General features: G+C 72.9%; 17 protein-coding genes. 3 read left to right on the top strand and 14 right to left on the bottom strand.

All coding sequences use genetic code 11. The features are described 5' to 3' along the window. The first annotated feature begins 109 nt into the window (after positions 1–109). On the top strand, positions 110–808 hold the full coding sequence (locus ASE15_RS13100; RefSeq protein WP_082608965.1) for an A24 family peptidase: 699 nt from the start codon (positions 110–112) through the stop codon (positions 806–808). 1 nt (position 809) lies between these two features. Here the strand turns inward: ASE15_RS13100 and ASE15_RS13095 are convergent, their stop codons facing one another. The 8 genes from ASE15_RS13095 to ASE15_RS13060 form a co-directional block, all read right to left on the bottom strand. After that, positions 810–1,706, bottom strand: a complete 897-nt coding sequence (locus ASE15_RS13095) for a shikimate dehydrogenase (RefSeq protein WP_056763604.1) — start codon at positions 1,704–1,706, stop codon at positions 810–812. Next, positions 1,703–2,848 (bottom strand): endolytic transglycosylase MltG, encoded by a 1,146-nt coding sequence (mltG, locus tag ASE15_RS13090; RefSeq protein ID WP_056652032.1) that lies wholly within the window; start codon positions 2,846–2,848, stop codon positions 1,703–1,705. Before mltG ends, ASE15_RS13095 begins: the two co-directional genes overlap by 4 nt. Positions 2,849–2,903: 55 nt before the next feature. Beyond that, positions 2,904–3,434, bottom strand: coding sequence for a Holliday junction resolvase RuvX (gene ruvX, locus ASE15_RS13085; protein WP_056652035.1), 531 nt, complete (start codon positions 3,432–3,434; stop codon positions 2,904–2,906). Positions 3,435–3,445: 11 nt separating this feature from the next. Next, the gene (alaS, locus tag ASE15_RS13080; protein WP_056763602.1) at positions 3,446–6,139 is read right to left on the bottom strand and encodes an alanine--tRNA ligase; all 2,694 of its coding nucleotides are present in this window, start codon (positions 6,137–6,139) and stop codon (positions 3,446–3,448) included. Positions 6,140–6,296: 157 nt separating this feature from the next. Continuing rightward, positions 6,297–6,638 (bottom strand): hypothetical protein, encoded by a 342-nt coding sequence (locus ASE15_RS13075; RefSeq protein WP_056652041.1) that lies wholly within the window; start codon positions 6,636–6,638, stop codon positions 6,297–6,299. Continuing rightward, a complete protein-coding gene (locus ASE15_RS13070) occupies positions 6,638–7,012 on the bottom strand; it encodes a DUF948 domain-containing protein (protein ID WP_056652045.1) in 375 nt (124 codons plus the stop codon). Before ASE15_RS13070 ends, ASE15_RS13075 begins: the two co-directional genes overlap by 1 nt. Before the next feature lie 142 nt (positions 7,013–7,154). Next, complete coding sequence (gene rpsD, locus ASE15_RS13065; protein ID WP_056652049.1) at positions 7,155–7,781, bottom strand: 30S ribosomal protein S4; 627 nt, start codon at positions 7,779–7,781, stop codon at positions 7,155–7,157. 301 nt (positions 7,782–8,082) lie between these two features. Then, positions 8,083–9,615, bottom strand: coding sequence for a replication-associated recombination protein A (locus ASE15_RS13060; RefSeq protein WP_056763599.1), 1,533 nt, complete (start codon positions 9,613–9,615; stop codon positions 8,083–8,085). A 265-nt stretch (positions 9,616–9,880) separates the two neighbouring features. On the opposite strand from ASE15_RS13060, the gene ASE15_RS13055 reads away from it, so the two are divergent. Next, positions 9,881–12,124: an MMPL family transporter gene (locus tag ASE15_RS13055; RefSeq protein WP_056652056.1), complete on the top strand. Its 2,244-nt coding sequence runs from the start codon at positions 9,881–9,883 to the stop codon at positions 12,122–12,124. Between the two features lie 95 nt (positions 12,125–12,219). Here the strand turns inward: ASE15_RS13055 and ASE15_RS13050 are convergent, their stop codons facing one another. After that, positions 12,220–13,065 carry a GNAT family N-acetyltransferase gene (locus ASE15_RS13050; RefSeq protein WP_056652059.1) on the bottom strand — a complete coding sequence of 282 codons (846 nt, stop codon included), beginning with the start codon at positions 13,063–13,065 and terminating at the stop codon, positions 12,220–12,222. Continuing rightward, positions 13,062–14,894, bottom strand: a complete 1,833-nt coding sequence (gene aspS / locus ASE15_RS13045) for an aspartate--tRNA ligase (RefSeq protein WP_056652062.1) — start codon at positions 14,892–14,894, stop codon at positions 13,062–13,064. The genes ASE15_RS13050 and aspS overlap by 4 nt, the downstream gene beginning before the upstream one ends. Before the next feature lie 136 nt (positions 14,895–15,030). Between aspS and ASE15_RS13040 the strand changes: the two genes are divergently transcribed. Further along, the gene (locus tag ASE15_RS13040; protein WP_056652064.1) at positions 15,031–15,498 is read left to right on the top strand and encodes a PPOX class F420-dependent oxidoreductase; all 468 of its coding nucleotides are present in this window, start codon (positions 15,031–15,033) and stop codon (positions 15,496–15,498) included. Between the two features lie 27 nt (positions 15,499–15,525). Here ASE15_RS13040 and ASE15_RS13035 read toward each other — a convergent pair whose 3' ends face one another. From ASE15_RS13035 to hisS, 4 genes are all read right to left on the bottom strand, one after another. Beyond that, positions 15,526–16,281, bottom strand: coding sequence for a hypothetical protein (locus tag ASE15_RS13035; protein WP_056652067.1), 756 nt, complete (start codon positions 16,279–16,281; stop codon positions 15,526–15,528). A 36-nt stretch (positions 16,282–16,317) separates the two neighbouring features. Beyond that, positions 16,318–17,460 (bottom strand): Rv2578c family radical SAM protein, encoded by a 1,143-nt coding sequence (locus ASE15_RS13030; RefSeq protein ID WP_056652069.1) that lies wholly within the window; start codon positions 17,458–17,460, stop codon positions 16,318–16,320. Between the two features lie 62 nt (positions 17,461–17,522). After that, entirely contained in the window at positions 17,523–17,756 is a 234-nt protein-coding gene (locus ASE15_RS13025; RefSeq protein ID WP_056652072.1) for a hypothetical protein, read from the bottom strand. Between the two features lie 78 nt (positions 17,757–17,834). Further along, positions 17,835–19,232, bottom strand: a complete 1,398-nt coding sequence (gene hisS, locus ASE15_RS13020) for a histidine--tRNA ligase (protein ID WP_056652075.1) — start codon at positions 19,230–19,232, stop codon at positions 17,835–17,837. Positions 19,233–19,263 lie beyond the last annotated feature (31 nt).

Here is a 19,263-nt window from a genome sequence, read left to right as displayed (position 1 = left end):
GCCCCGAACCCGCCCGCAGTGCGGACCGGTCGGCCGACCGGTCAGCACCGCGGGCGCGGCCTGTGGACGACGCCGGTGAGGGCCCTTCGCGCTGCGCTAGGTTCGCCGGATGACGAACGCAGGGGGCGGGAGTCCGGCCGTCGCGCCGGGACAGGACGGGGCGAGCACGGCTCCGGGCGTCGGCCGGGGGCCAGCGGGCCCTCAGGTCCCGTTGTGGCACCGCGCACGCGACGAGGTCGGTGCGCACCGTGCCACGATCTGGGCCGTGGGCGTCCCCGTGACGATCCTGACGGTCGCGGGGGCCGTGCACGTCGGCCACCCGCCGGCCTCGCTGCCCGCGACAACCTTCCTCGCGGCCGTGGGCTCGGCCCTCGCGGTGATCGACGTGCGCACGCACCGCCTGCCGAACGCGCTCGTCCTGCCGGCCTACCCGGTCCTGGCCGTCCTGCTGGGAGCGGCGAGCCTCCTCGGGCCCGACGACGGCTCACCGGCCCGCGCACTGGCCGGCGGCCTGGTCCTCTACGGTGCGTACTTCCTCCTGGCCCTCGCCCCGTCGGGGCTCGGGTTCGGGGACGTCAAGCTCGCGGGGCTGCTCGGCGCCTACCTCGCGTGGTTCGGCTGGTCCGAGCTCGTGGTCGGCGCGAGCGCGGCCTTCCTCCTGGGTGGCCTGGCGGCCGTCGTCCTGCTCGCCACGCGGCGTGCAGGACGACGGACCCTGATCCCGTTCGGCCCGTTCATGCTGACGGGCGCCGCCCTCGGAGCGCTCTGGGGAGCAGGGGTCGTGGGCCCGGTGCTCCTGACCGGCTGAGTCAGGCCCCGGCGACGCTCGGGGCAAGCGCCTCCTCGAGGGCTGCGGCCATCGCGGCCAGCGGCGCGACCCGCCCCGTCATCAGGCGTACCTGCTCGGCCGCCTGGTGCAGGAGCATGCGCTCGCCGCCCACGACCAAGCCCTCCCGGTCCGGCGACCCGGCCGCCCAGGCCCGGGACAGCGCCGTCGGGCGGGGGTCGTAGACCACGTCGAGCAGGACGCCTCGCGGGGCGGGGCCCCCCGCCGCGGCGTGCGCGGTGAGCGCCTCCGCGACCGGGTCTGCCGCCCGCGAGGGCAGGGTCGACACGACCACGTCGACGTCGCGCACGCGCGCGGTCGCCGGGTCCAGCAGCTCGAAGCGCGGGGTGACGCCCATCCGGTGCGCGGCCCGCTGGAGGCCGCCCGTGCGGCCGAGCGAACGCACCAGCACGGTCGGGGACGTGCAGCCCAGCTCGGCGAGCGCCGCCAGGGTCGACGCGGCCGTCGCCCCGGCCCCCAGCACGACGGCGGACACGACCGGCCGCTCCCCCGGGCCGCTGCCCAGCCCCTCGCACAGCGCCGCGACCAGGCCGTGGACGTCCGTGTTGGCCCCGACCAGGGTCCGTCCGGAGCCCGTGGGCTGGAACAGGACCGTGTTGACGGCCCCCACGACCTCGGCGAGCGGCTCGACGTGGTCGAGCAGCTCGAACACGACCTGCTTGAGCGGCATGGTCAGGCTCAGCCCGGCCCACGCGTCGTCGAGGCCGTCCACGAAGCCGCGCAGCCGCTCCTCGGTCACGTCGATCGCGGTGTACTCCCACCCGTCCAGGCCCAGCGCGCGGTACGCGGCCGAGTGCAGGACGGGCGAGAGCGAGTGGGCCACGGGGTGGCCCAGGACGGCGGCGCGCCGAGGCGTCACCCGTCCTGCTCCGCTGCCCAGGCCTGGAACTCCTTCTTGAACCGCTGGAACTCGTTGTAGTTGTTCGTGAACTTCGTCTCGCCCGTGTCGAGGTTGACCGTGACGTACCAGAGCCAGTCACCCTCGGTCGGGTTGACCGCCGCAGTGAGCGCCTCGAGGCCAGGGCTGCCGATGGGAGTCGGCGGGAGCCCCTTGTTGACCCTCGACGCGTACGGGAATGACTTGTCCTGAAACTCTTCGACGGTGATCTCCGAGGACTTCTTCCCTCGACCGTAGGAGTCGATCGCATCGAGACCCAGTGGCTCGCCGATCGCCAGGCGGTTCTCGATCACGCGCGCGACCTTGCCGAACTGCTCGAACGAGATCCCCTCACGCTCGACCAGCGACGCCTTGATGATGACCGTCTGCCGGTCTGCGGGCGCGACACCCAGCGCGTCGAGGTTGCTCACGGTCGCCGCGACCATGTTGGCCACGATGGTCGCGGGCGTGTCGTCCGGCTCCAGCAGGTACGTCGACGGGAAGAACCAGCCCTCGAAGTTGCCTCCGGCCTCGGCCGGGAGGCCCACGGCGGCAGGATCTGCCATGGCCGCCTCGAACTCCTCGACCGGCTTCCCCGTCACCGACACGGCGCGGTCGATGACCTGCGCCTTGGTGAACCCCTCGGGGATGGTCAGCTTCGTCTCGTTCTTGCTCTCCTTGGAGAGCAGCAGCGCCACAGCGGCCGAGCCCTTCATCTCGGTGAGCATGGTGAAGTTGCCCGGCTGGATCTTGCTCGCCTCGGGGTTGGCCTTGTAGGCGTCAGTGAACGCCTTGACCGATTTCACCACCCCGGCGTCCACGAGCGTCTGCCCCATGGCCGCACCCGTCGAGCCCGGCTCGATCGTCACGTCGACCGGGTCGACCCCCTGGCCCTCGTAGTCCGAGGCGGCGAACGGGTTCTCGAAGCCCAGCAGGTTCGACGCGTTCGAGACCAGGTAGTACCCGGCCCCGCCGACGAGCAGCAGCGCCACCACCACGATGAGGGTGCGACGACGTCGACGCTGGGCGCGCTTCTTCGCGGCCCTGCGGTCCCTGCCACCCGAGCGGGACGCCCGGGTCGGTTGCTCGTGCTGCACCGGCGGGCGTTCGAATAGGTCGGTCACGGGAGGTTGCCTCCTGACGAGTGCGTGCGCGGCGGTCCTTGCCACGTCACGACGATCAACGTTCTACGTACTCTCCAGCGCGCGCCCCCGCGCTCCGCTCACGGTCCAGAGCGGTCTGGAGGATGATAACCGCCGCCGCCTGGTCCACGACAGAGCGCTGCTTGCGCCCGGCACGGCCCGAGGCCCTCAACGCCTGGTGGGCGCTGACGGTCGTCATCCGTTCGTCGACGAGGTGCACCGGGACGGGTGCGATGGCACGGGCCACCAGTCCAGCGTACGCACGTGCCCCCTGGGTGGCGGCACCTTCTGCCCCGGAAAGATGGCGAGGGAGCCCGATGTACACCACACGTGCACCTCGTTCCTCCACTTCCGCCGCGATCCGGGCGACGTCGCTCGGCAGGGGGGACGCGGCGTCGTCGGGCGCCGGGACTGGGGTCTTGAGGTCGCGCGCCAGCGTCTCGACGGGGGTCGCGATCAGGCCGTCGGGGTCGCTCGTGGCGAGCCCGACCCGGACGCTGCCCACGTCGACGCCCAGGCGGGCGCCCCTCGGGAGAGGGACGCCCGCCTGGAGCTCGTCGAACGTCACCCGGTCGCCGCTCAGAGCGCCGAGGCGACGTCGTCGCGGATGCCCGCGAGGGCGGCCGGGAGCGCGGACACGTCGGTGCCGCCCCCCTGGGCCATGTCGTCCTTGCCGCCGCCGCCGCCGCCGAGCACGCCCGACGCCTTCTTCGCGAGGGCGCCGGCCCGCAGGCCCGCCTCGCGCGCCGGCGCGTTGGTGACGATGACGACCTGGGGGCGCTCCTTGCTCACGCCGCCGACCGCGACGACGCTCGGCGCGGAGTCCGCGAGGCGTCCGCGCACGTCGAGCGCGAGCGCGCGCAGGTCGTCGGCCGAGGCGACCTCGCCCGCGTCGTGCACCACGACGCGCGTGGTGCCCACGGTCTCCGCACCGGCCGCGAGGTTCGAGGCCGCGGCCAGGAGCTGGGCCTGACGCAGCGCGCCGAGCTCCTTCTCCGCGTCACGCAGGCGCGAGACGAGCGAGCTCACCCGGTCCGGCAGCTCCTCGGTGCGCACGTTGAGCAGGCCCGTGAGCTGCCCCACCAGGGCGTGCTCCTTGGCCTGGAAGCCGTAGGCGCCGTCGCCGACGAGGGCGTCGACGCGGCGCACGCCCGAACCGATCGAGGACTCGCCGAGCAGCGTGACCAGGCCGAGCTGGCCGGACTGCTTGACGTGCGTGCCCGCGCACAGCTCGCGCGACCAGTCGCCGCCGATCGAGACGACGCGCACCTGGTCGCCGTACTTCTCGCCGAACAGCGCCATGGCGCCCAGGGCCTTGGCCTCGGCGATGGGCATGACCTTGTCCGTGACCTCGAGGTTCTCGGCGAGCTGGGTGTTGACGCGCTCCTCGACCTCGGACAGGACCCCAGCGGGCACGGCGCTCGAGGCACGGAAGTCGAAGCGGATGCGGCTCGGGGCGTTCTCCGAGCCGGCCTGCGTCGCGTCCTTGCCCAGGGCCTCCTGGATGGACTTGTGGATCATGTGCGTCGCGGTGTGGGCGCGGCTGATCGCCTTGCGGCGCGCCGTGTCGATCTGCGCGGTGCCGGGGTCGCCCAGCGCCACGACGCCCTCGACGAGGCGTCCGCGGTGGACCGAGAAGCCCTTGATGGGGCGCTGCACGTCGTCGACCTCGATGGTCGCGCCGCCGTCGAGCACGATCGTCCCGTGGTCGGCGAGCTGGCCACCGGCCTCGGCGTAGAACGGCGTGCGGTCGAGCACGACCTCGACCTCGGCCGGGGCCGTCGCGGCCGGGGAGGGCACGCCGTCGACCAGGAGGCCCACGACGTTGACCGACGCCGTGGCGTCGGTGTAGCCGAGGAACTCCACGGGGCGCGCGAGCTCGCTCTGCAGCGCCTCGTAGGCCGCGGTGTCCACCCCGCCCGTGCGCTTGGCGAGCGCGTCGGCACGAGCGCGCGTGCGCTGCTCCTGCATGAGGGCGCGGAACGCCTTCTCGTCCACCTGGACGCCCTGCTCGGCGGCCATCTCGAGGGTCAGGTCGATCGGGAAGCCGTACGTGTCGTGCAGGGCGAACGCCTGGTCGCCGGGCAGGACGGGCGTGCCACCCGCCCCGGCCGTGGTCTTGGCGGCCGCGACCGCGGTGTCCAGGATCGTGGTGCCCGAGGTCAGGGTGCGACGGAACGCCTCCTCCTCGGCGTAGGCGATCTGGGAGATGCGCTCGAAGTCGGCGCCGACCTCCGGGTAGGAGGCCTGCATGGCGTCGCGCGAGACGGGGAACAGCTGGGGCAGCGAGGGGTCCTCGACGCCCAGCAGGCGCATGGCGCGCACCGAGCGGCGCAGCAGCCGGCGCAGGACGTAGCCGCGGCCCTCGTTCGAGGGGCGCACGCCGTCGCTGATGATCATGAGGGCCGAGCGGACGTGGTCGGCGACCACGCGCATGCGCACGTCGTCGTCGGTGTCCGCGCCGTAGCGCTTGCCGGACAGCTCCTGGGCCGCGGCGATGACGGGGAAGACCTCGTCGATCTCGTACATGTTGTCGACGCCCTGCAGGACGAACGCGACGCGCTCAAGACCCATGCCGGTGTCGATGTTCTTCTTCGTGAGCTCGCCCAGGATGGGGAAGGACTCCTTGGTCCCACCGTCCCCGCGCTCGTACTGCATGAAGACGAGGTTCCAGATCTCCAGGAACCGGTCGCCCGCGAGGTCGATCGCGGGGCCGCCGTCGGGGCCGTAGGCCGGGCCACGGTCGTAGAAGATCTCGGAGCACGGGCCTGCGGGCCCTCGGGCACCCGTGGACCAGTAGTTGGGCCCCATGCCGAGGCCCTGGATGCGCTCGTCCGGCAGACCGGCGATCTTCTTCCAGAGCCGGCGCGCCTCGTCGTCCTCGTGGAAGACGGTCACCCAGATCTTGTCCTCGGGGATGCCGTAGCCGCCCTCGTCCTGCGACCGCGTGATGAGGTCCCAGGCGTAGGTGATGGCACCTTCCTTGAAGTAGTCCCCGAACGAGAAGTTCCCGTTCATCTGGAAGAACGTGCCGTGGCGCGTGGTCTTGCCCACGTCCTCGATGTCGAGCGTGCGCACGCACTTCTGCACGCTCGTCGCACGCTGCCAGGGCGCGGTCTGCTCGCCCGTCATGTACGGGATGAACGGCACCATGCCCGCGATGGTGAACAGGGTCGACGGGTCCGGCGAGATGAGCGACGCCGAGGGCACGACGGTGTGGTCCTGGGCGGCGAAGTAGTCGAGCCAACGCTTGCGGATCTCGGCGGTACGCATGATGTCCTTCGGAGGTCGGTGATGGAACGGGCCGGGGCACGCCGCTGGGCGGCCGGCACCGGCTAGAACAAGTATGTTCCCGCGCGGCTTCCCTCCCGGACCGTGCGCGCTGCGCGACGGGCGGAGGTCGGCCGGCGGGGGTGGTCCGGCAGGTGGATCAGTAGAACGAGTACCCCAGGAGGTCCTCGTCGTCGTCGATGTCGGGGCTGCCTGTGCGCTCGCGCCGGGCGGCGCGGGCCGCGCGCACGTCGTCGGGGTGCGGCTGGCCCTCAGCGAGCAGGGCCGCGAGCAGCTCGGCCTCGCGGGCGTCGCGCGCGGTGCGGAACTCCTCGCGGAAGACCGCGACGAAGCCCGTGGCCTTCTCCCCGAGCGCGTTGACCTGGTCGGTCGCCTGGTCGACGAGGGAGGCGGGCGCGTAGCGCGCGATCACCTGACGCCCCTTGACCACCACGACGACCGTGATGGCGACGCCGACACCGACCCAGAAGACCCGTCGCATCAGCGACCGGCCCGTGGGCCCGAGCGCCCCGAGGCGCGAGCGAAGGCCTGGCGCACGCCGTAGGTGAACGCCGCGACCTTGACGAGCGGGGCCCCGAAGGTCGCCGCGTACAGCCCGGTCAGCGCCGAGACGTTCTCGCTGACCTGGGCCGCGGACGTCGTGATCGTGTCGACCTTGACGAGCTGGCTGTTCGTGGTCGCGACCGTGGTCGCGGCCTCGTCGAGGATCGGCACCGAGTGGTCCGTGACCTCCTTGATGCTCACGCGGGCCTCGTCGAGGACCCGGCCGAGCTTGACCAGAGGAACCGCGAGGACCCCGACCAGCAGCACGAATGCGATGGCGGCGATCAGCCCGGCCACATCTCCTACGGACATCTCCTGCTCCTCCTTCGATGGCGCGACGCGACGAGCGGCACGCCTCGCGAAACCTTACCCGGATGCACGAACGCCCCGCTCCCCGTCGAAGCGGTGAGCGAGGCGTTCGTGCACGGCACGCGGCAGCTGCCGCGCTGGAGGATCAGCGAGCGTAGTACTCGACGACGAGCTGGACCTCGCAGGTCACGGGGACCTCGACGCGCTTGGGGCGACGCACCAGGACGGCGCTCAGCTTCTCGAGCTGGACGTCGAGGTAGGCCGGGACGGCCGGCAGGACGTCGCGGTGCGCACCGGCAGCGGCGACCTGGAACGGCGTGGTGGCCTGGCTCTTCGGCTTGACCTGGATCGTCTGACCCGGCTTGACCTTGAACGAGGGGCGGTCGACGATCTTGCCGTCGACGAGGATGTGGCGGTGGCCGACGGCCTGGCGTGCCTGCAGGATGGTGCGGGCGAAGCCGGAGCGCAGCACGAGGGCGTCGAGACGCATCTCGAGGTTCTCGACCAGGGCCTCACCGGTCAGACCGGCGTCCTTGCGAGCGTCCTCGTAGGCACGGGCCATCTGCTTCTCGCGGAGCGCGTACTGGGCGCGCAGACGCTGCTTCTCGCGCAGACGGACCGCGTAGTCCGACTCGGTGCGACGACGGGCACGGCCGTGCTCACCGGGCGGGTAGGGACGCTTCTCGAAGTGCTTGACTGCCTTGGGCGTGAGCGCGAGGCCCAGCGCGCGGCTCAGGCGAACCTGGCGGCGCGAACGAGTCACTGAAGACACAGTGTGTTCCTGTCCTGTCGTGTTCTTGACGTCACACCCGTGCGGATTGCCGGGTGCGGGACCAGCCGATGAGCCGCCGCCGTGATCCGTGAGGATGCGACTCCCCTCGACGTGCGTCGAGGGTGTCCTGCGGGGCTGCGGGGCCGAGGTCCCAGGTGGCCGTCCCTGCCCTGACGGGCGGAGACAACCTGAGAAGTCTACCGCACGGGGCACGAGGGCCGGTCCCCGGCCCCGCTGCGGGGCCACGCACGGCTCTGGCCGGGTCGCGACGGGCGGCCCCGCGGGGCCGGTCGCTCGCTGGTCACTCGCCCAGGATCTGCCGGATCCGCTCGAGCCGCTCGGTCACCGAGCGCTCGAACCCGCGGTCGGTGGGGGTGTAGTAGCGGGTGCCCTGCAGGACGTCCGGCAGGTACTGCTGGCGCGCAACCGCGTGCGGGGCGTCGTGCGCGTACTTGTACCCCTTGCCGTGCCCGAGCTCCTTGGCCCCCGCGTAGTGGGCGTCGCGCAGGTGAGCGGGCACCGTGCCGACCTTGCCGGCCCGCACGTCCGCGAGCGCCGCGTCGATCCCGAGGTAGGCCGCGTTGGACTTGGGGGCCGTCGCGAGGTGCACGACGGCCTCGGCGAGGATGATCCGGGCCTCGGGCATGCCGATGAGCGCGACGGCCTGGGCCGCGGCGACCGCAGTCTGCAGGGCGCTGGGGTCGGCCATGCCGACGTCCTCCGCGGCCGAGATGACGATGCGCCGGGCGATGAATCGGGGGTCCTCGCCCGCGGCGATCATGCGTGCCAGGTAGTGCAGGGACGCGTCGACGTCGGATCCGCGCACGGACTTGATGAAGGCGCTCGTGACGTCGTAGTGCTGGTCGCCGTCGCGGTCGTAGCGGACCGCGGCGACGTCGATCGCGCGCTCCATGGTCTCGAGGTCGACGACCACGGTGCCGCTGGGTCGCGTGCTCGCCGGCGCCTCTGCGGTCTCGGCGGGCTCGGGCCCGTCGTCGCCCGCATTGTCGGGCGCATCCGTCCCCTCCCCCGGACCGTCCGTGCCCGCCGGCCCGACGGCGTCGCCCGGGTCCGGCGCGTCGTCGTCCGGACCCGTGGTGCGCACCGGGGCGTCCGGCACCTCCGAGAGCGCGGCGCCCGCGGCGGCCTCGAGGATCGTCAGTGCCTTGCGGGCGTCGCCGCCCGCGAGGCGGACCAGGTGCTCCTCGGCCTCCTCCGCGAGCGTGACGGCCCCGCCCAGACCGCGCTCGTCCATCAGCGCGCGGCGCACCAGGGCGCGCACGTCTCCGGACGTGAGGGGCTTGAGGGTCAGCAGGAGGGAGCGCGAGAGCAGCGGCGAGTTGACCGAGAAGCTCGGGTTCTCGGTGGTGGCCGCCACGAGGGTGACCCAGCGGTTCTCCACGCTGGGCAGCAGCGCGTCCTGCTGGGACTTGGAGAAGCGGTGGACCTCGTCGATGAACAGGACGGTCTCCTCGCCGCCCGTGGCCAGGCGGCGCCGGGCGTCGTCGATGACCTGGCGCACGTCCTTGACGCCCGCGGTCACGGCCGAGAGCTCGACGAAGCGCCGACCGGAGGTCGAGGCGATGAGATAGGCGAGGGTCGTCTTGCCCGTGCCGGGCGGGCCCCACAGGATGACCGAGCCGGGGGCCGCGCGCGAGGCGCCGGGTCCGTCCACGTCGATCAGGCGTCGCAGCGGCGAGCCGGCGACCAGCAGGTGCTCCTGCCCGGCCACCTCCTCGAGGGCCGCGGGGCGCATGCGCACAGCGAGGGGCGAGCCCGGCCCCGGGCGGGGTGTCCCCTGGGTGCCGGAGGTCGCGGCGTCGAACAGGTCCATCCCGGGAAGCATGCCCCGAGCCTACGCACCGCCACCCACACGCACCGACACGCACCCGCTCGGGCGACCCTGCACCGGCCCGCACCGTCGCTCGCGCGGGTGGGCCCGGGCAGGTCGGCGCGGCACCTGCCGCACCCGTCGACGAGCCTGCGCCGTACCGTGCCCAGAGGGCCCTGTCGCACCGTGCCGTCGCGCACCATGGGAGCGGTCCGCTCACATCCTGCACGACCCGGCGAGGTCCCGGCCGAGGTGCCATGCTGACCGGGTGTTCGAGAGCCTGGGGCGCGCCGTCGCCCACCGTCCCCGCCTGACCGTCGCCGTCTGGGTCGTGCTGACCGTGCTCGGCTTCGCGCTCGCCGTCGTGGGGGTCCACGGCGAGAGCCTGTTCGACCGCCTGACCACGGGTGAGCCCGCGGTCCCGGGCTCGCAGAGCGAGCGCGGTACGCAGATCCTGACGGACCAGGACACGACGGGCGAGGAGATCTCGCTGCTCGTGAGCGGCGCCGACCCGACCGACCCCGCGGTTGCCGAGGCCATGGACCCTGTCCACCAGCAGCTCGGCGCGATCACCGGGGTCGCGACGGTCGTCGACCCGTTCGTGATCCCCGGGGGCGTCGAGACCGAGGCCGCCCAGTCCCTCGTCGCGGCCGACGGCGACGGGTTCCTGGTGTCGGTGACGCTCGAGGCGGGCCTCGACGAGCAGACCACGGTCGCCGCGGCGAGCGACGTCGTCGAACGCCTCGATGCCGTTCCCGAGGACCTGGCCGAGGCCGCACCGGGCGCGACGGGGCTCGTCTCGAGCAACGACCTGATCGTCGAGGCCATCACGTCCCAGGTCGAGAAGGACCTCACCACGGGCGAGATGATCGCCCTGCCCATCGCGCTGCTCGTCATGGTGCTCGTCTTCGGCGGGTTCCTCGCGGCCGCGATGCCCATGGCCGGGGCCATCGCCTCGATCGGCGCGGGCCTGGGCGTCCTGCTCGCCCTGTCGTACCCGCTCACGATCGACGCGTCGGTCGTCAACGTCGTGACGCTGCTGGGCCTGGGCCTGTCGATCGACTACGGGCTGCTGATCGTCTCGCGCTTCCGCGAGGAGCTGCACCGGCTCGTCGACGAGCGGGCCTCCTCCCCGGCCGGCACCCCGGACCCCGCGGCCCGGACCGAGGTCACGACCGCGGTCGTGCGCACCATGGCCACCGCGGGACGGACCGTCGCCTTCTCGGCGCTGACCGTCGCCATCTCCATCGCGGGACTCATGGTCTTCGAGCCCGACATCCTGCGGGCGATCGGCGCGGCCGGGCTCGCGATCATCCTGATCGCCGTGGCCACCGCCATGACGCTCGTGCCCGCGCTGCTCGCCCTCGCCGGGCACCGGCTGGTGGCCCCCAGCGTCCTCAGCCGCGTCCCCGGCCTGCGGGCCGTCCTGGCGCGCACGGCCGACGTCCAGTCCGACGAGGGCGTGTTCTCCCGCCTGACCGGCCGCGTCCAGCGCCACCCGGTGTGGGTCATGCTCGGCACCGTGGCGGTCCTGGTCGTCCTGGCGCTGCCCGTCCTGGGGCTGCAGATGCGCAACTCGGGCATCGAGCTCCTGCCCCAGAGCGCGCCCCAGCGCGAGTTCGTCGACGAGGTCACCGCCCAGTTCCCCGCGTCCGAGGCCCCCGACCTGCGCGTCGTGACCGACTCCACGCCCGAGCAGGCCCAGGCCTGGGCCGAGGAGATCGCGGGCCTCGAGCACGTCGAGCGGGTCGACCCGGCGGTCGCCGTCGGCACCGACCACGCGGTCGTCGGGGTCCACGTCGACACCGACGACGCGGGCGGCCCCGAGGCCGTGGCCGTCGTGGAGGAGGTGCGGGCCCAGGACCCCGGCTTCGACTTCTACGTCACGGGCCAGGCGGCCGGGCAGGTCGACTTCCGGGCGGCGCTCGCGGACCGGGTGTGGTGGGCCGTGGGGATCGTCGTGGTGGCGACGTTCGTGCTGCTGTTCCTCATGACGGGCTCGGTGCTCATCCCGGTCAAGGCGCTGCTGACCAACGCGCTGTCGCTGGCCGCCTCGCTCGGCGTGCTCGTGTGGGTGTTCCAGGAGGGGCACCTGGAGGGGGTGCTGGACTTCTCGTCGGCGGGCGGGATCGAGACCTACGTCGTGGCGCTCGTGATCGCCTTCGCGTTCGGCCTGGCCATGGACTACGAGGTCTTCCTGCTCTCGCGCATCAAGGAGCTGCACGATGCGGGGCTGTCCAACGACGAGGCCGTGCGGCTGGGCCTGCAGCGGTCCGGGCGCATCATCACCTCGGCCGCGGCCATCATCATCGTGGTGTTCGCGGGCTTCGTGTTCGGCGAGCTCCTCGTCATCAAGGAGGTCGGGTTCGCGCTGGCGGTTGCGGTCTTCATCGACGCGACGATCGTGCGGATCCTGCTGGTGCCGGCCACCATGACGCTCCTGGGCCGGGCCAACTGGTGGGCCCCCAAGCACCTCAGGTGGTTGTACTCGAGGTTCTCGATCACGCACTGACCGGCGCTGCCCCTTCCTGCTCCGTCGCGCGCGGAGCTCTCGTGCGACACGCCGGGCGTGTGGCACGAGAGCTCCGCACCCAATGGCAGGCCGGGTCAGTGGCGGCTCTCGAACTCCTGCACCACGGCGTAGCCCAGCCGGGTGTAGACGCGGCGGGCCGCGGCGTTGTCGGCGTACATGCCCAGGGTCACCCAGTCGGCCTCGGCCAGCCCGGCCCGGGTCACGACGGCCGTGGTGGCCGCGGCGATGCCGTGCCCCCGCCAGGCGGGGTCGGTCGCGATGCTGCCCAGCGCCCAGGGCGTGCCCGGTTCGACCTGCCGGGCTCCGACGACCCCGCGCAGCGCACCGTCCGGGTCGCGCCAGCCCCACCAGCGGGCCCACGGGTCCTCGGGGCTCATCTCCGCGAGCGGGTTCGCGACGTCCAGGCACGCGCGCACCTCGGCCGCGGCCGACGGCCCGGTCAGCGCCTCGACCCGATCCTCGCCCGGCTGGGCGGCGGGGGCCTCGCGCGTGGCGAGGAAGTCCCAGCTCGACACCGACCGTCCGTCGCCGTCACGCAGGACGGCCGGCAGGTCCTCGGCAGCGACGCGGTCGGCCAGGAGGCCGAGCGTCCCGCGCGGCAGCCCCGCGCTGACCACACGGTCGCCGATCGCCCCCGAGCCCGCGACGCGGGCCAGCAGGTCCGCCGTCGCCCCGGCCGACCCCACGCCCCACAGGCCGACGGCCTGCGCGGGGCGGGCGGCGCCGTCGGGCCCCTCGATCCCGGCCGCCGGGACCGCGAGCGCCACGCTCAGCACGCACGCCTGCTCGTCCTGCCACACCCCGCGCACGTCCCACTCCGCGAGGTCCGTCAGGACAAAGGGGTGGGAGGCCCACCGGTCCGTCAGACCGGTCGAGCCTCCCAGCGTCCTTGCCTGCGTGCGGGTGTCCGGGGCGGTCACGCCTTCCCGGTGACGGCAGGAGCGTCGGTCGCGTCCGTGGCGGCGTCCGGTGCGGGCGCGGCCTTGGGCTTGGCGTCGACGCCCGCCTCCTTGCGCTGCTGCGCCGTGATGGGCGCGGGCGCCTGCGTCAGCGGGTCGAACCCGCCGCCCGACTTGGGGAACGCGATGACGTCGCGGATCGACTCCGACTTCGTCAGCAGCGCCACGATGCGGTCCCAGCCGAACGCGATGCCGCCGTGCGGCGGAGCGCCGAACGCGAAGGCGTCGAGCAGGAAGCCGAACTTCTCCTGCGCCTCCTCCTCGCCGATGCCCATGACCGCGAACACGCGCTCCTGGACGTCGCGGCGGTGGATACGGATCGAGCCGCCACCGATCTCGTTGCCGTTGCACACGATGTCGTACGCGTAGGCGAGCGCCTCGCCCGGGTTCTGCTCGAACGTGTCGATCCACTCGGGCGTGGGCGAGGTGAACGCGTGGTGCACCGCGGTCCAGGCCGAGTTGCCCAGTGCGACGTCGCCCTCGTCGGCGGCCTCGCCCGTGGGCTTGAACAGCGGGGCGTCGACGATCCAGACGAACGCCCACGCGTCCTCGTCGATCTGGCCCGTGCGCTTGGCGATCTCCTGACGGGCCGCGCCCAGCAGGGCGCGCGACTCGTTGGTCCGGCCCGCGGCGAAGAACACCGCGTCGCCCGGCTGCGCGCCGGTCGCGTCGCGCAGGCCCTCGCGCTCGGCCTCCGAGAGGTTCTTGGCGACCGGGCCCGCGAGGGTACCGTCCTCCTGGAACGTCACGTACGCCAGGCCCTTGGCCCCGCGCTGCTTGGCCCACTCCTGCCAGGCGTCGAACTGGCGGCGCGGCTGCGAGGCCCCGCCCGCCATGACGACGGCGCCCACGTACTCGGCCTGGAAGACGCGGAACGGGGTGTCCTTGAAGTAGTCCGTGAGCTCGACGAGCGGGTTGCCGAAGCGCAGGTCCGGCTTGTCCGAGCCGTACAGGCGCATCGCGTCGTGGAACGTCATGCGCGGGATGGGCGTGGGGATCTTGTACCCGATGAGGTCCCACAGCGCGACGAGGATCTTCTCGCCGAGCGCGATCACGTCGTCCTGCTCGACGAAGCTCATCTCGACGTCGAGCTGCGTGAACTCGGGCTGACGGTCCGCGCGGAAGTCCTCGTCGCGGTAGCAGCGGGCGATCTGGTAGTAGCGCTCCATGCCCGAGACCATGAGCAGCTGCTTGAACAGCTGCGGCGACTGCGGCAGCGCGTACCAGGAGCCCGGGGCCAGGCGCGCTGGCACCAGGAAGTCGCGGGCGCCCTCCGGGGTCGAGCGGGTCAGGGTCGGGGTCTCGATCTCCACGAAGTCCTGCGCGTCGAGCACGCGGCGTGCGGCCTGGTTGGCCTTGGCTCGCAGGCGCAGGGCGTGGGCCGGGGTGGGGCGGCGCAGATCCAGGTAGCGGTGCTTGAGGCGCGCCTCCTCGCCGATGACCTCGGTGCCCTCGAGGGCCGTGGAGACCTGGAACGGCAGCGGGGCGGACTCGTTGAGCACGACGACGTCGCTCGCCACGACCTCGACCTCACCCGTGGGGAGGTTCTTGTTCTCGTTGCCCTCGGGGCGCCGGGAGACCTCACCGGTGACCTGGAGCACGAACTCGGCGCGCAGCGGGTGCGCGATCGCCTCGTCACGGATGACGACCTGGGCGATGCCCGAGGCGTCACGCAGGTCGATGAAGGCCACCCCACCGTGATCGCGGCGACGATCGACCCAACCGGTGAGGGTGACGGTCTGACCGATCTGCTCGGCCCGCAGGGAGCCGGCTGTGTGGGTGCGAAGCACGGAGAGTCCTTCCGGAACATGCCGGGGCGCACAGTGGCGTCCCGGGATGGGAGTGGGGAGTGCGCAGACGACGCACGCGGACGAGTCTAGTCTGTGGGCGGACCACGTTCAGGAGAACTCTCCCCAGGAGGCACGCATGGCCAGGCGGATCGCGACCACGGACCGGATCGGACGCGCGGAGCTCGTCGCGTTCCTGCGCGCCAACCGGCGGGCCGTGCTGCTGACCCGGCGCGCGGGCGGCGCCCCGCAGATGAGCCCCGTCGCGTACGGGGTCGACGGCGAGGGGCGCGTCGTGGTCTCGACCTACCCCGACCGCGCCAAGGCCGTGAACCTGCGGCGCGACCCCGCCGCCTCGCTGTGCGTCCTGGGCGAGGACTTCGACGACGCCTGGGTCCAGGTCGACGGCACGGCCGAGGTGATCGACCTGCCCGACTCGGTCGAGCCCCTCGTCGAGTACTACCGCTCGATCGCCGGGGAGCATCCCGACTGGGACGAGTACCGCCGGGCCATGGTGGCGCAGGGCAAGTCGTTGCTGCGCGTGACGATCACCGGCTGGGGCCCCGTGGCCACGGGCGGGTTCCCGGCACGGCTCGCGCAGGACTGAGCGCGGGCGTCCGCCGGGCCGTCGCGTTCAGCGGACGGGGGCCGTGCCCATCGCGTGGCGGACCACGTACTCCGGCCCGACGTCCACGGACAGCCACCCCCACACCGACTCCGCGTCGTACGGCGTCCAGGAGACGGCGCACGCGAGGACCGCGACCTCGCCGTCCTCGAGCGCAGGCAGGGTCCACTCGAGCCCAGGGCGCTCGGCGGCTCCTCGCCGGTCGCTGGCAGCACCTGGCAACCCGAGCCGGCGCGGCACCTCGTCCACCAACGACAGGTCGCTCGCAAGCTGGGGATGGTCGGACGTCCACCGCGTGGGGCACAGCCCTCGGAGAGCGAGGCCCCAGACTCCTTCGCTGTCCGGCCCGCCGATGACCAACTCTGTGCGACCGTCGTCGACAGCGAGCGCCGCGAGGTGCTGCCCGTCGGCGGTCCCGACCTCGAGGCCGACGGGCTGATCAGCCATCTCGATGCGCAGGCCCGTCTCGATGGGCGCACCCAGCGCCCGGACCCGCCATGCCACACCCCAGGTCGTGGCCGGAGACCTCCCCTCCTCGTCGAAGGTCGGCAGGGGCGTGAGGATCTGCTCGAGCGACCACGAGGGGCCGCTCCAGTGCAGCAGCCGACCGCCGGCGGGCAGGGCCAACGCGGGGCCGGGAGCGGTTCCCAGGACCCGTCCGGCGCACCGGGCGGACAGGACGACGTCCCCGAACGGGGTCCGGACGTGCGGCGCCACGTCCTCCAGGGCGGGCAGCCCGCGAGAGGTCGGCCAGGCGGGCGTCATGGTGCGAGAGCGTAGCCGTCCTGGTGCATGCCTGTCCTAGAAGAGCAGCTGCTCGGCGCTCGCGGCCGCGCTCGTGCCCGTGCGTCCTGGCGGTCTGCCGCTGTCCCGGTGCTGCGTCACCAGACTCCCGGCCGGGTAGTCGCCCTCGTCGGGCCGCGCTCGCTCGCCAGGGGTCTCGGGGTGCCAGGCGGTCCGGGCGTGGCCGGACGTGCGCGCCTGGGACCGGTGCCCGGCGCTCGCGAAGCCGCGCTCGACGAGCAGGGGGCGCACCCGGTCCCACAACCAGTCCCGGTACGCGCGGCTCGCGTACGACCCGCCCGCGTAGATGCGTTCGTACCCCGCGACCCGCTCGGGGTGGTCGCGGCGCAGCCAGGCCATGAACCACTCGCGGGTGCCGGGCTTGAGGAACAGCGGGAGAACCGTGGCGCCGGTCGCGCCGGCCTCGTGGACCGCGTCGAGCAGGCGCGTGAGGTGGTCGGTCGAGTCGGTGAGCCACGGCAGGACCGGGGCGATCATGACCCCGCACGGCAGCCCGGCACCCCGGGCGGCGCGGATCAGGTCGAGGCGGGCGCGCGGCGTGGGCGTCCCGGGCTCGACGGCCTGCTGGAGGTCCTCGTCGACGAAGGCCAAGGAGACCCCGATGCCGACGTCCACGCTCTGCGCCGCCTGCGTCAGGCGCGGGAGGTCTCGGCGCAGGAGCGTGCCCTTGGTGAGGATCGAGAACGGCGTGCGCGAGGCCTCGAGGGCGTCGATGATCCCGGGCATGAGCCGGTAGCGTCCCTCGGCGCGCTGGTAGGGGTCGGTGTTGGTGCCGAGCGCGACCGCGTCGCCCGCCCAGGACGGCTTGGCGAGCTCGGCCCGCAGCACCTCGGCGACGTTCATCTTCACGACGATCTGGCTGTCGAAGTCCTCGCCGGGGTTCATGTCGAGGTAGCGGTGCGAGGGCCGCGCGAAGCAGTACGAGCACGCATGGGAGCATCCGCGGTACGGGTTGATCGTCCAGGTGAACGGCATGCGGGACTCCCCCGGCACCTTGGACAGCGCGCTCTTGGCGAGCACCTCGTGGAACGTGACCCCGGCGAACTCCGGGGTTCGCACGGTCCGCACGAGTCCCGCCATGCGGCCGAGCCCGGGCAGCGCGCCGTCGTCCGCCGTGATCGCCTGCCCGTCCCACCTCATCGCACCATTCGAACACATGTTCGATGATGTTGTCGATGCGGTCGCACGCCGCCTCGGACGACTCAGCCGAGCCCGTCCGCGCGCGCCCAGCGGTCGATCTCCGGCCCGGCGTCGGCGACCTGCTCCCCGCGTACGTCGAGCCCCTCCCCCACGACGGCGTCGGGAGCGAGGGCCGCGTAGACGTCGGGCGCCCGGCCGAGGCCGCTCATGGCGTGCGTCGTGACGGGCAGGATCGTCGTGCCCGCGGGCGAGACGCCGTCGAGGAAGCGGGAAGTGCGCGAAATGCCGCTGAGCATCGATACGCGCAAGGCCCGGCAGGGAACCCCTGCCGGGCCTCACGCGCGCCCACCCGGGTCAGCACCCAGGCAGCGGGCTCACTCCCCCGCGGGCACCACCCGCGGCCACAGGTCTTCCTCGGCCGGGGCCCACACCGCCGGGTCAGCGGCGACCTGCTCGCCCGAGCGGATGTCCTTGACCTGGTGCGGCACGACCTCGCCGTCCGCGCCGATCCCCGCGGGGAACCAAACGAACGGGATGCCGCGCCGGTCGGCGAACTTGATCTGCTTGCCGAACTTGGCCGCGCTCGGCGCGACCTCGACCGGGATGCCCCGCGAACGCAGCGCCACCGCGACCGCGTCCGACGCGGGACGCGTCTCCTCGCTCGTGACCGCGACCACGACCGCGCTCGGCACCGACCGCGTCGAGCGGACCAGGCCCGCGCTCAGCAGGCGCGAGACCAGGCGCGAGACGCCGATCGACAGCCCCACCCCCGGGTAGGTGTTCGCACCGTCCGAGGCCAGGGTGTCGTAGCGCCCGCCCGAGCAGATCGACCCGAGCTGCTCGTGCCCCACCAGCACCGTCTCGTAGACCGAACCCGTGTAGTAGTCCAGGCCGCGCGCGATCTTGAGGTCGGCGACGACGACCCCCGGCGCCCGCACGGCCGCCGCGTCGATCAGCGCCGACAGCTCGCGCAGGCCCTCCTCGAGCAGCTCCGAGGTCACGCCGTGCTCGGCCGCGAGCGCCCGCACCCGCTCCGCGACGCTCGCGTCCGAGCCGCAGATCGCCGCGAGCGCCAGGCACGCAGCCGCCTGCTCGGGCGTCGCGCCCGTCTCGGCGACCAGCAGCGCACCGACCTTGTCCGGGCCGATCTTGTCGAGCTTGTCGATGCTGCGCAGCACGCCCTCGACGTCGTCCAGCCCCAGCCCGCGGTAGAAGCCCTCGGCGACCTTGCGGTTGTTCACCAGGATGCGGACCTCGGGCACACCGATCGAGCGCAGCTCGCCCAGCGCCTCGGCCATGACCAGCGGCAGCTCGACCTCGAAGTGGTAGGGCAGCTCGCCCGCACCCACGACGTCGATGTCCGCCTGCACGAACTCACGGAAACGCCCGTCCTGGGGGCGCTCGCCGCGCCACACCTTCTGGATCTGGTGACGCTTGAACGGGAACGCCAGGTGACCGGCGTTCTCCAGCACGTAGCGCGCGAACGGGACGGTCAGGTCGAAGTGCAGGCCGAGCTGCTTGTCGGCCTTGCCCGACCGCTCGTCCGCGGCCCCCTCCGCCGCCTCCTCCTGGAGCCGGCGCAGCACGTACACCTCCTTGGAGGTCTCGCCCTTGCGCAGCAGCTGGTCCAGGGGCTCGACGGCTCGCGTCTCGATCCCCGCGAAACCATGGAGCTCGAACGTGCGGCGCAACGTGTCGAGCACGTGCTGCTCCACGACGCGTCCAGCAGGGAGCCATTCGGGGAAACCGGAGAGAGGTGTAGGTCGGGCCATGGGACCCGATCTTTCCAGACTCCCGGACCGG

Source organism: Oerskovia sp. Root22 (assembly GCF_001429135.1).
In the GTDB taxonomy this organism is placed as follows: Bacteria; Actinomycetota; Actinomycetes; order Actinomycetales; family Cellulomonadaceae; genus Oerskovia; species Oerskovia enterophila.
The sequence above is the reverse complement of the archived record's forward strand: the minus strand, read 5'-3'. Positions and strand labels throughout refer to the sequence as shown.

What these genes read in the sequence shown, in the direction of transcription:
- ASE15_RS13040 (WP_056652064.1), top strand. Translation starts at nt 15,031, where the DNA reads ATGGCCAGGCGGATCGCGACCACGGACCGGATCGGACGCGCGGAGCTC.
- ASE15_RS13030 (WP_056652069.1), bottom strand. Translation starts at nt 17,460, where the DNA reads ATGAGGTGGGACGGGCAGGCGATCACGGCGGACGACGGCGCGCTGCCC.
- ASE15_RS13060 (WP_056763599.1), bottom strand. Translation starts at nt 9,615, where the DNA reads ATGGACCTGTTCGACGCCGCGACCTCCGGCACCCAGGGGACACCCCGC.
- ASE15_RS13070 (WP_056652045.1), bottom strand. Translation starts at nt 7,012, where the DNA reads ATGTCCGTAGGAGATGTGGCCGGGCTGATCGCCGCCATCGCATTCGTG.
- ASE15_RS13025 (WP_056652072.1), bottom strand. Translation starts at nt 17,756, where the DNA reads ATGCTCAGCGGCATTTCGCGCACTTCCCGCTTCCTCGACGGCGTCTCG.
- alaS (WP_056763602.1), bottom strand. Translation starts at nt 6,139, where the DNA reads ATGCGTACCGCCGAGATCCGCAAGCGTTGGCTCGACTACTTCGCCGCC.
- ASE15_RS13075 (WP_056652041.1), bottom strand. Translation starts at nt 6,638, where the DNA reads ATGCGACGGGTCTTCTGGGTCGGTGTCGGCGTCGCCATCACGGTCGTC.
- ASE15_RS13035 (WP_056652067.1), bottom strand. Translation starts at nt 16,281, where the DNA reads ATGACGCCCGCCTGGCCGACCTCTCGCGGGCTGCCCGCCCTGGAGGAC.
- hisS (WP_056652075.1), bottom strand. Translation starts at nt 19,232, where the DNA reads ATGGCCCGACCTACACCTCTCTCCGGTTTCCCCGAATGGCTCCCTGCT.
- ASE15_RS13100 (WP_082608965.1), top strand. Translation starts at nt 110, where the DNA reads ATGACGAACGCAGGGGGCGGGAGTCCGGCCGTCGCGCCGGGACAGGAC.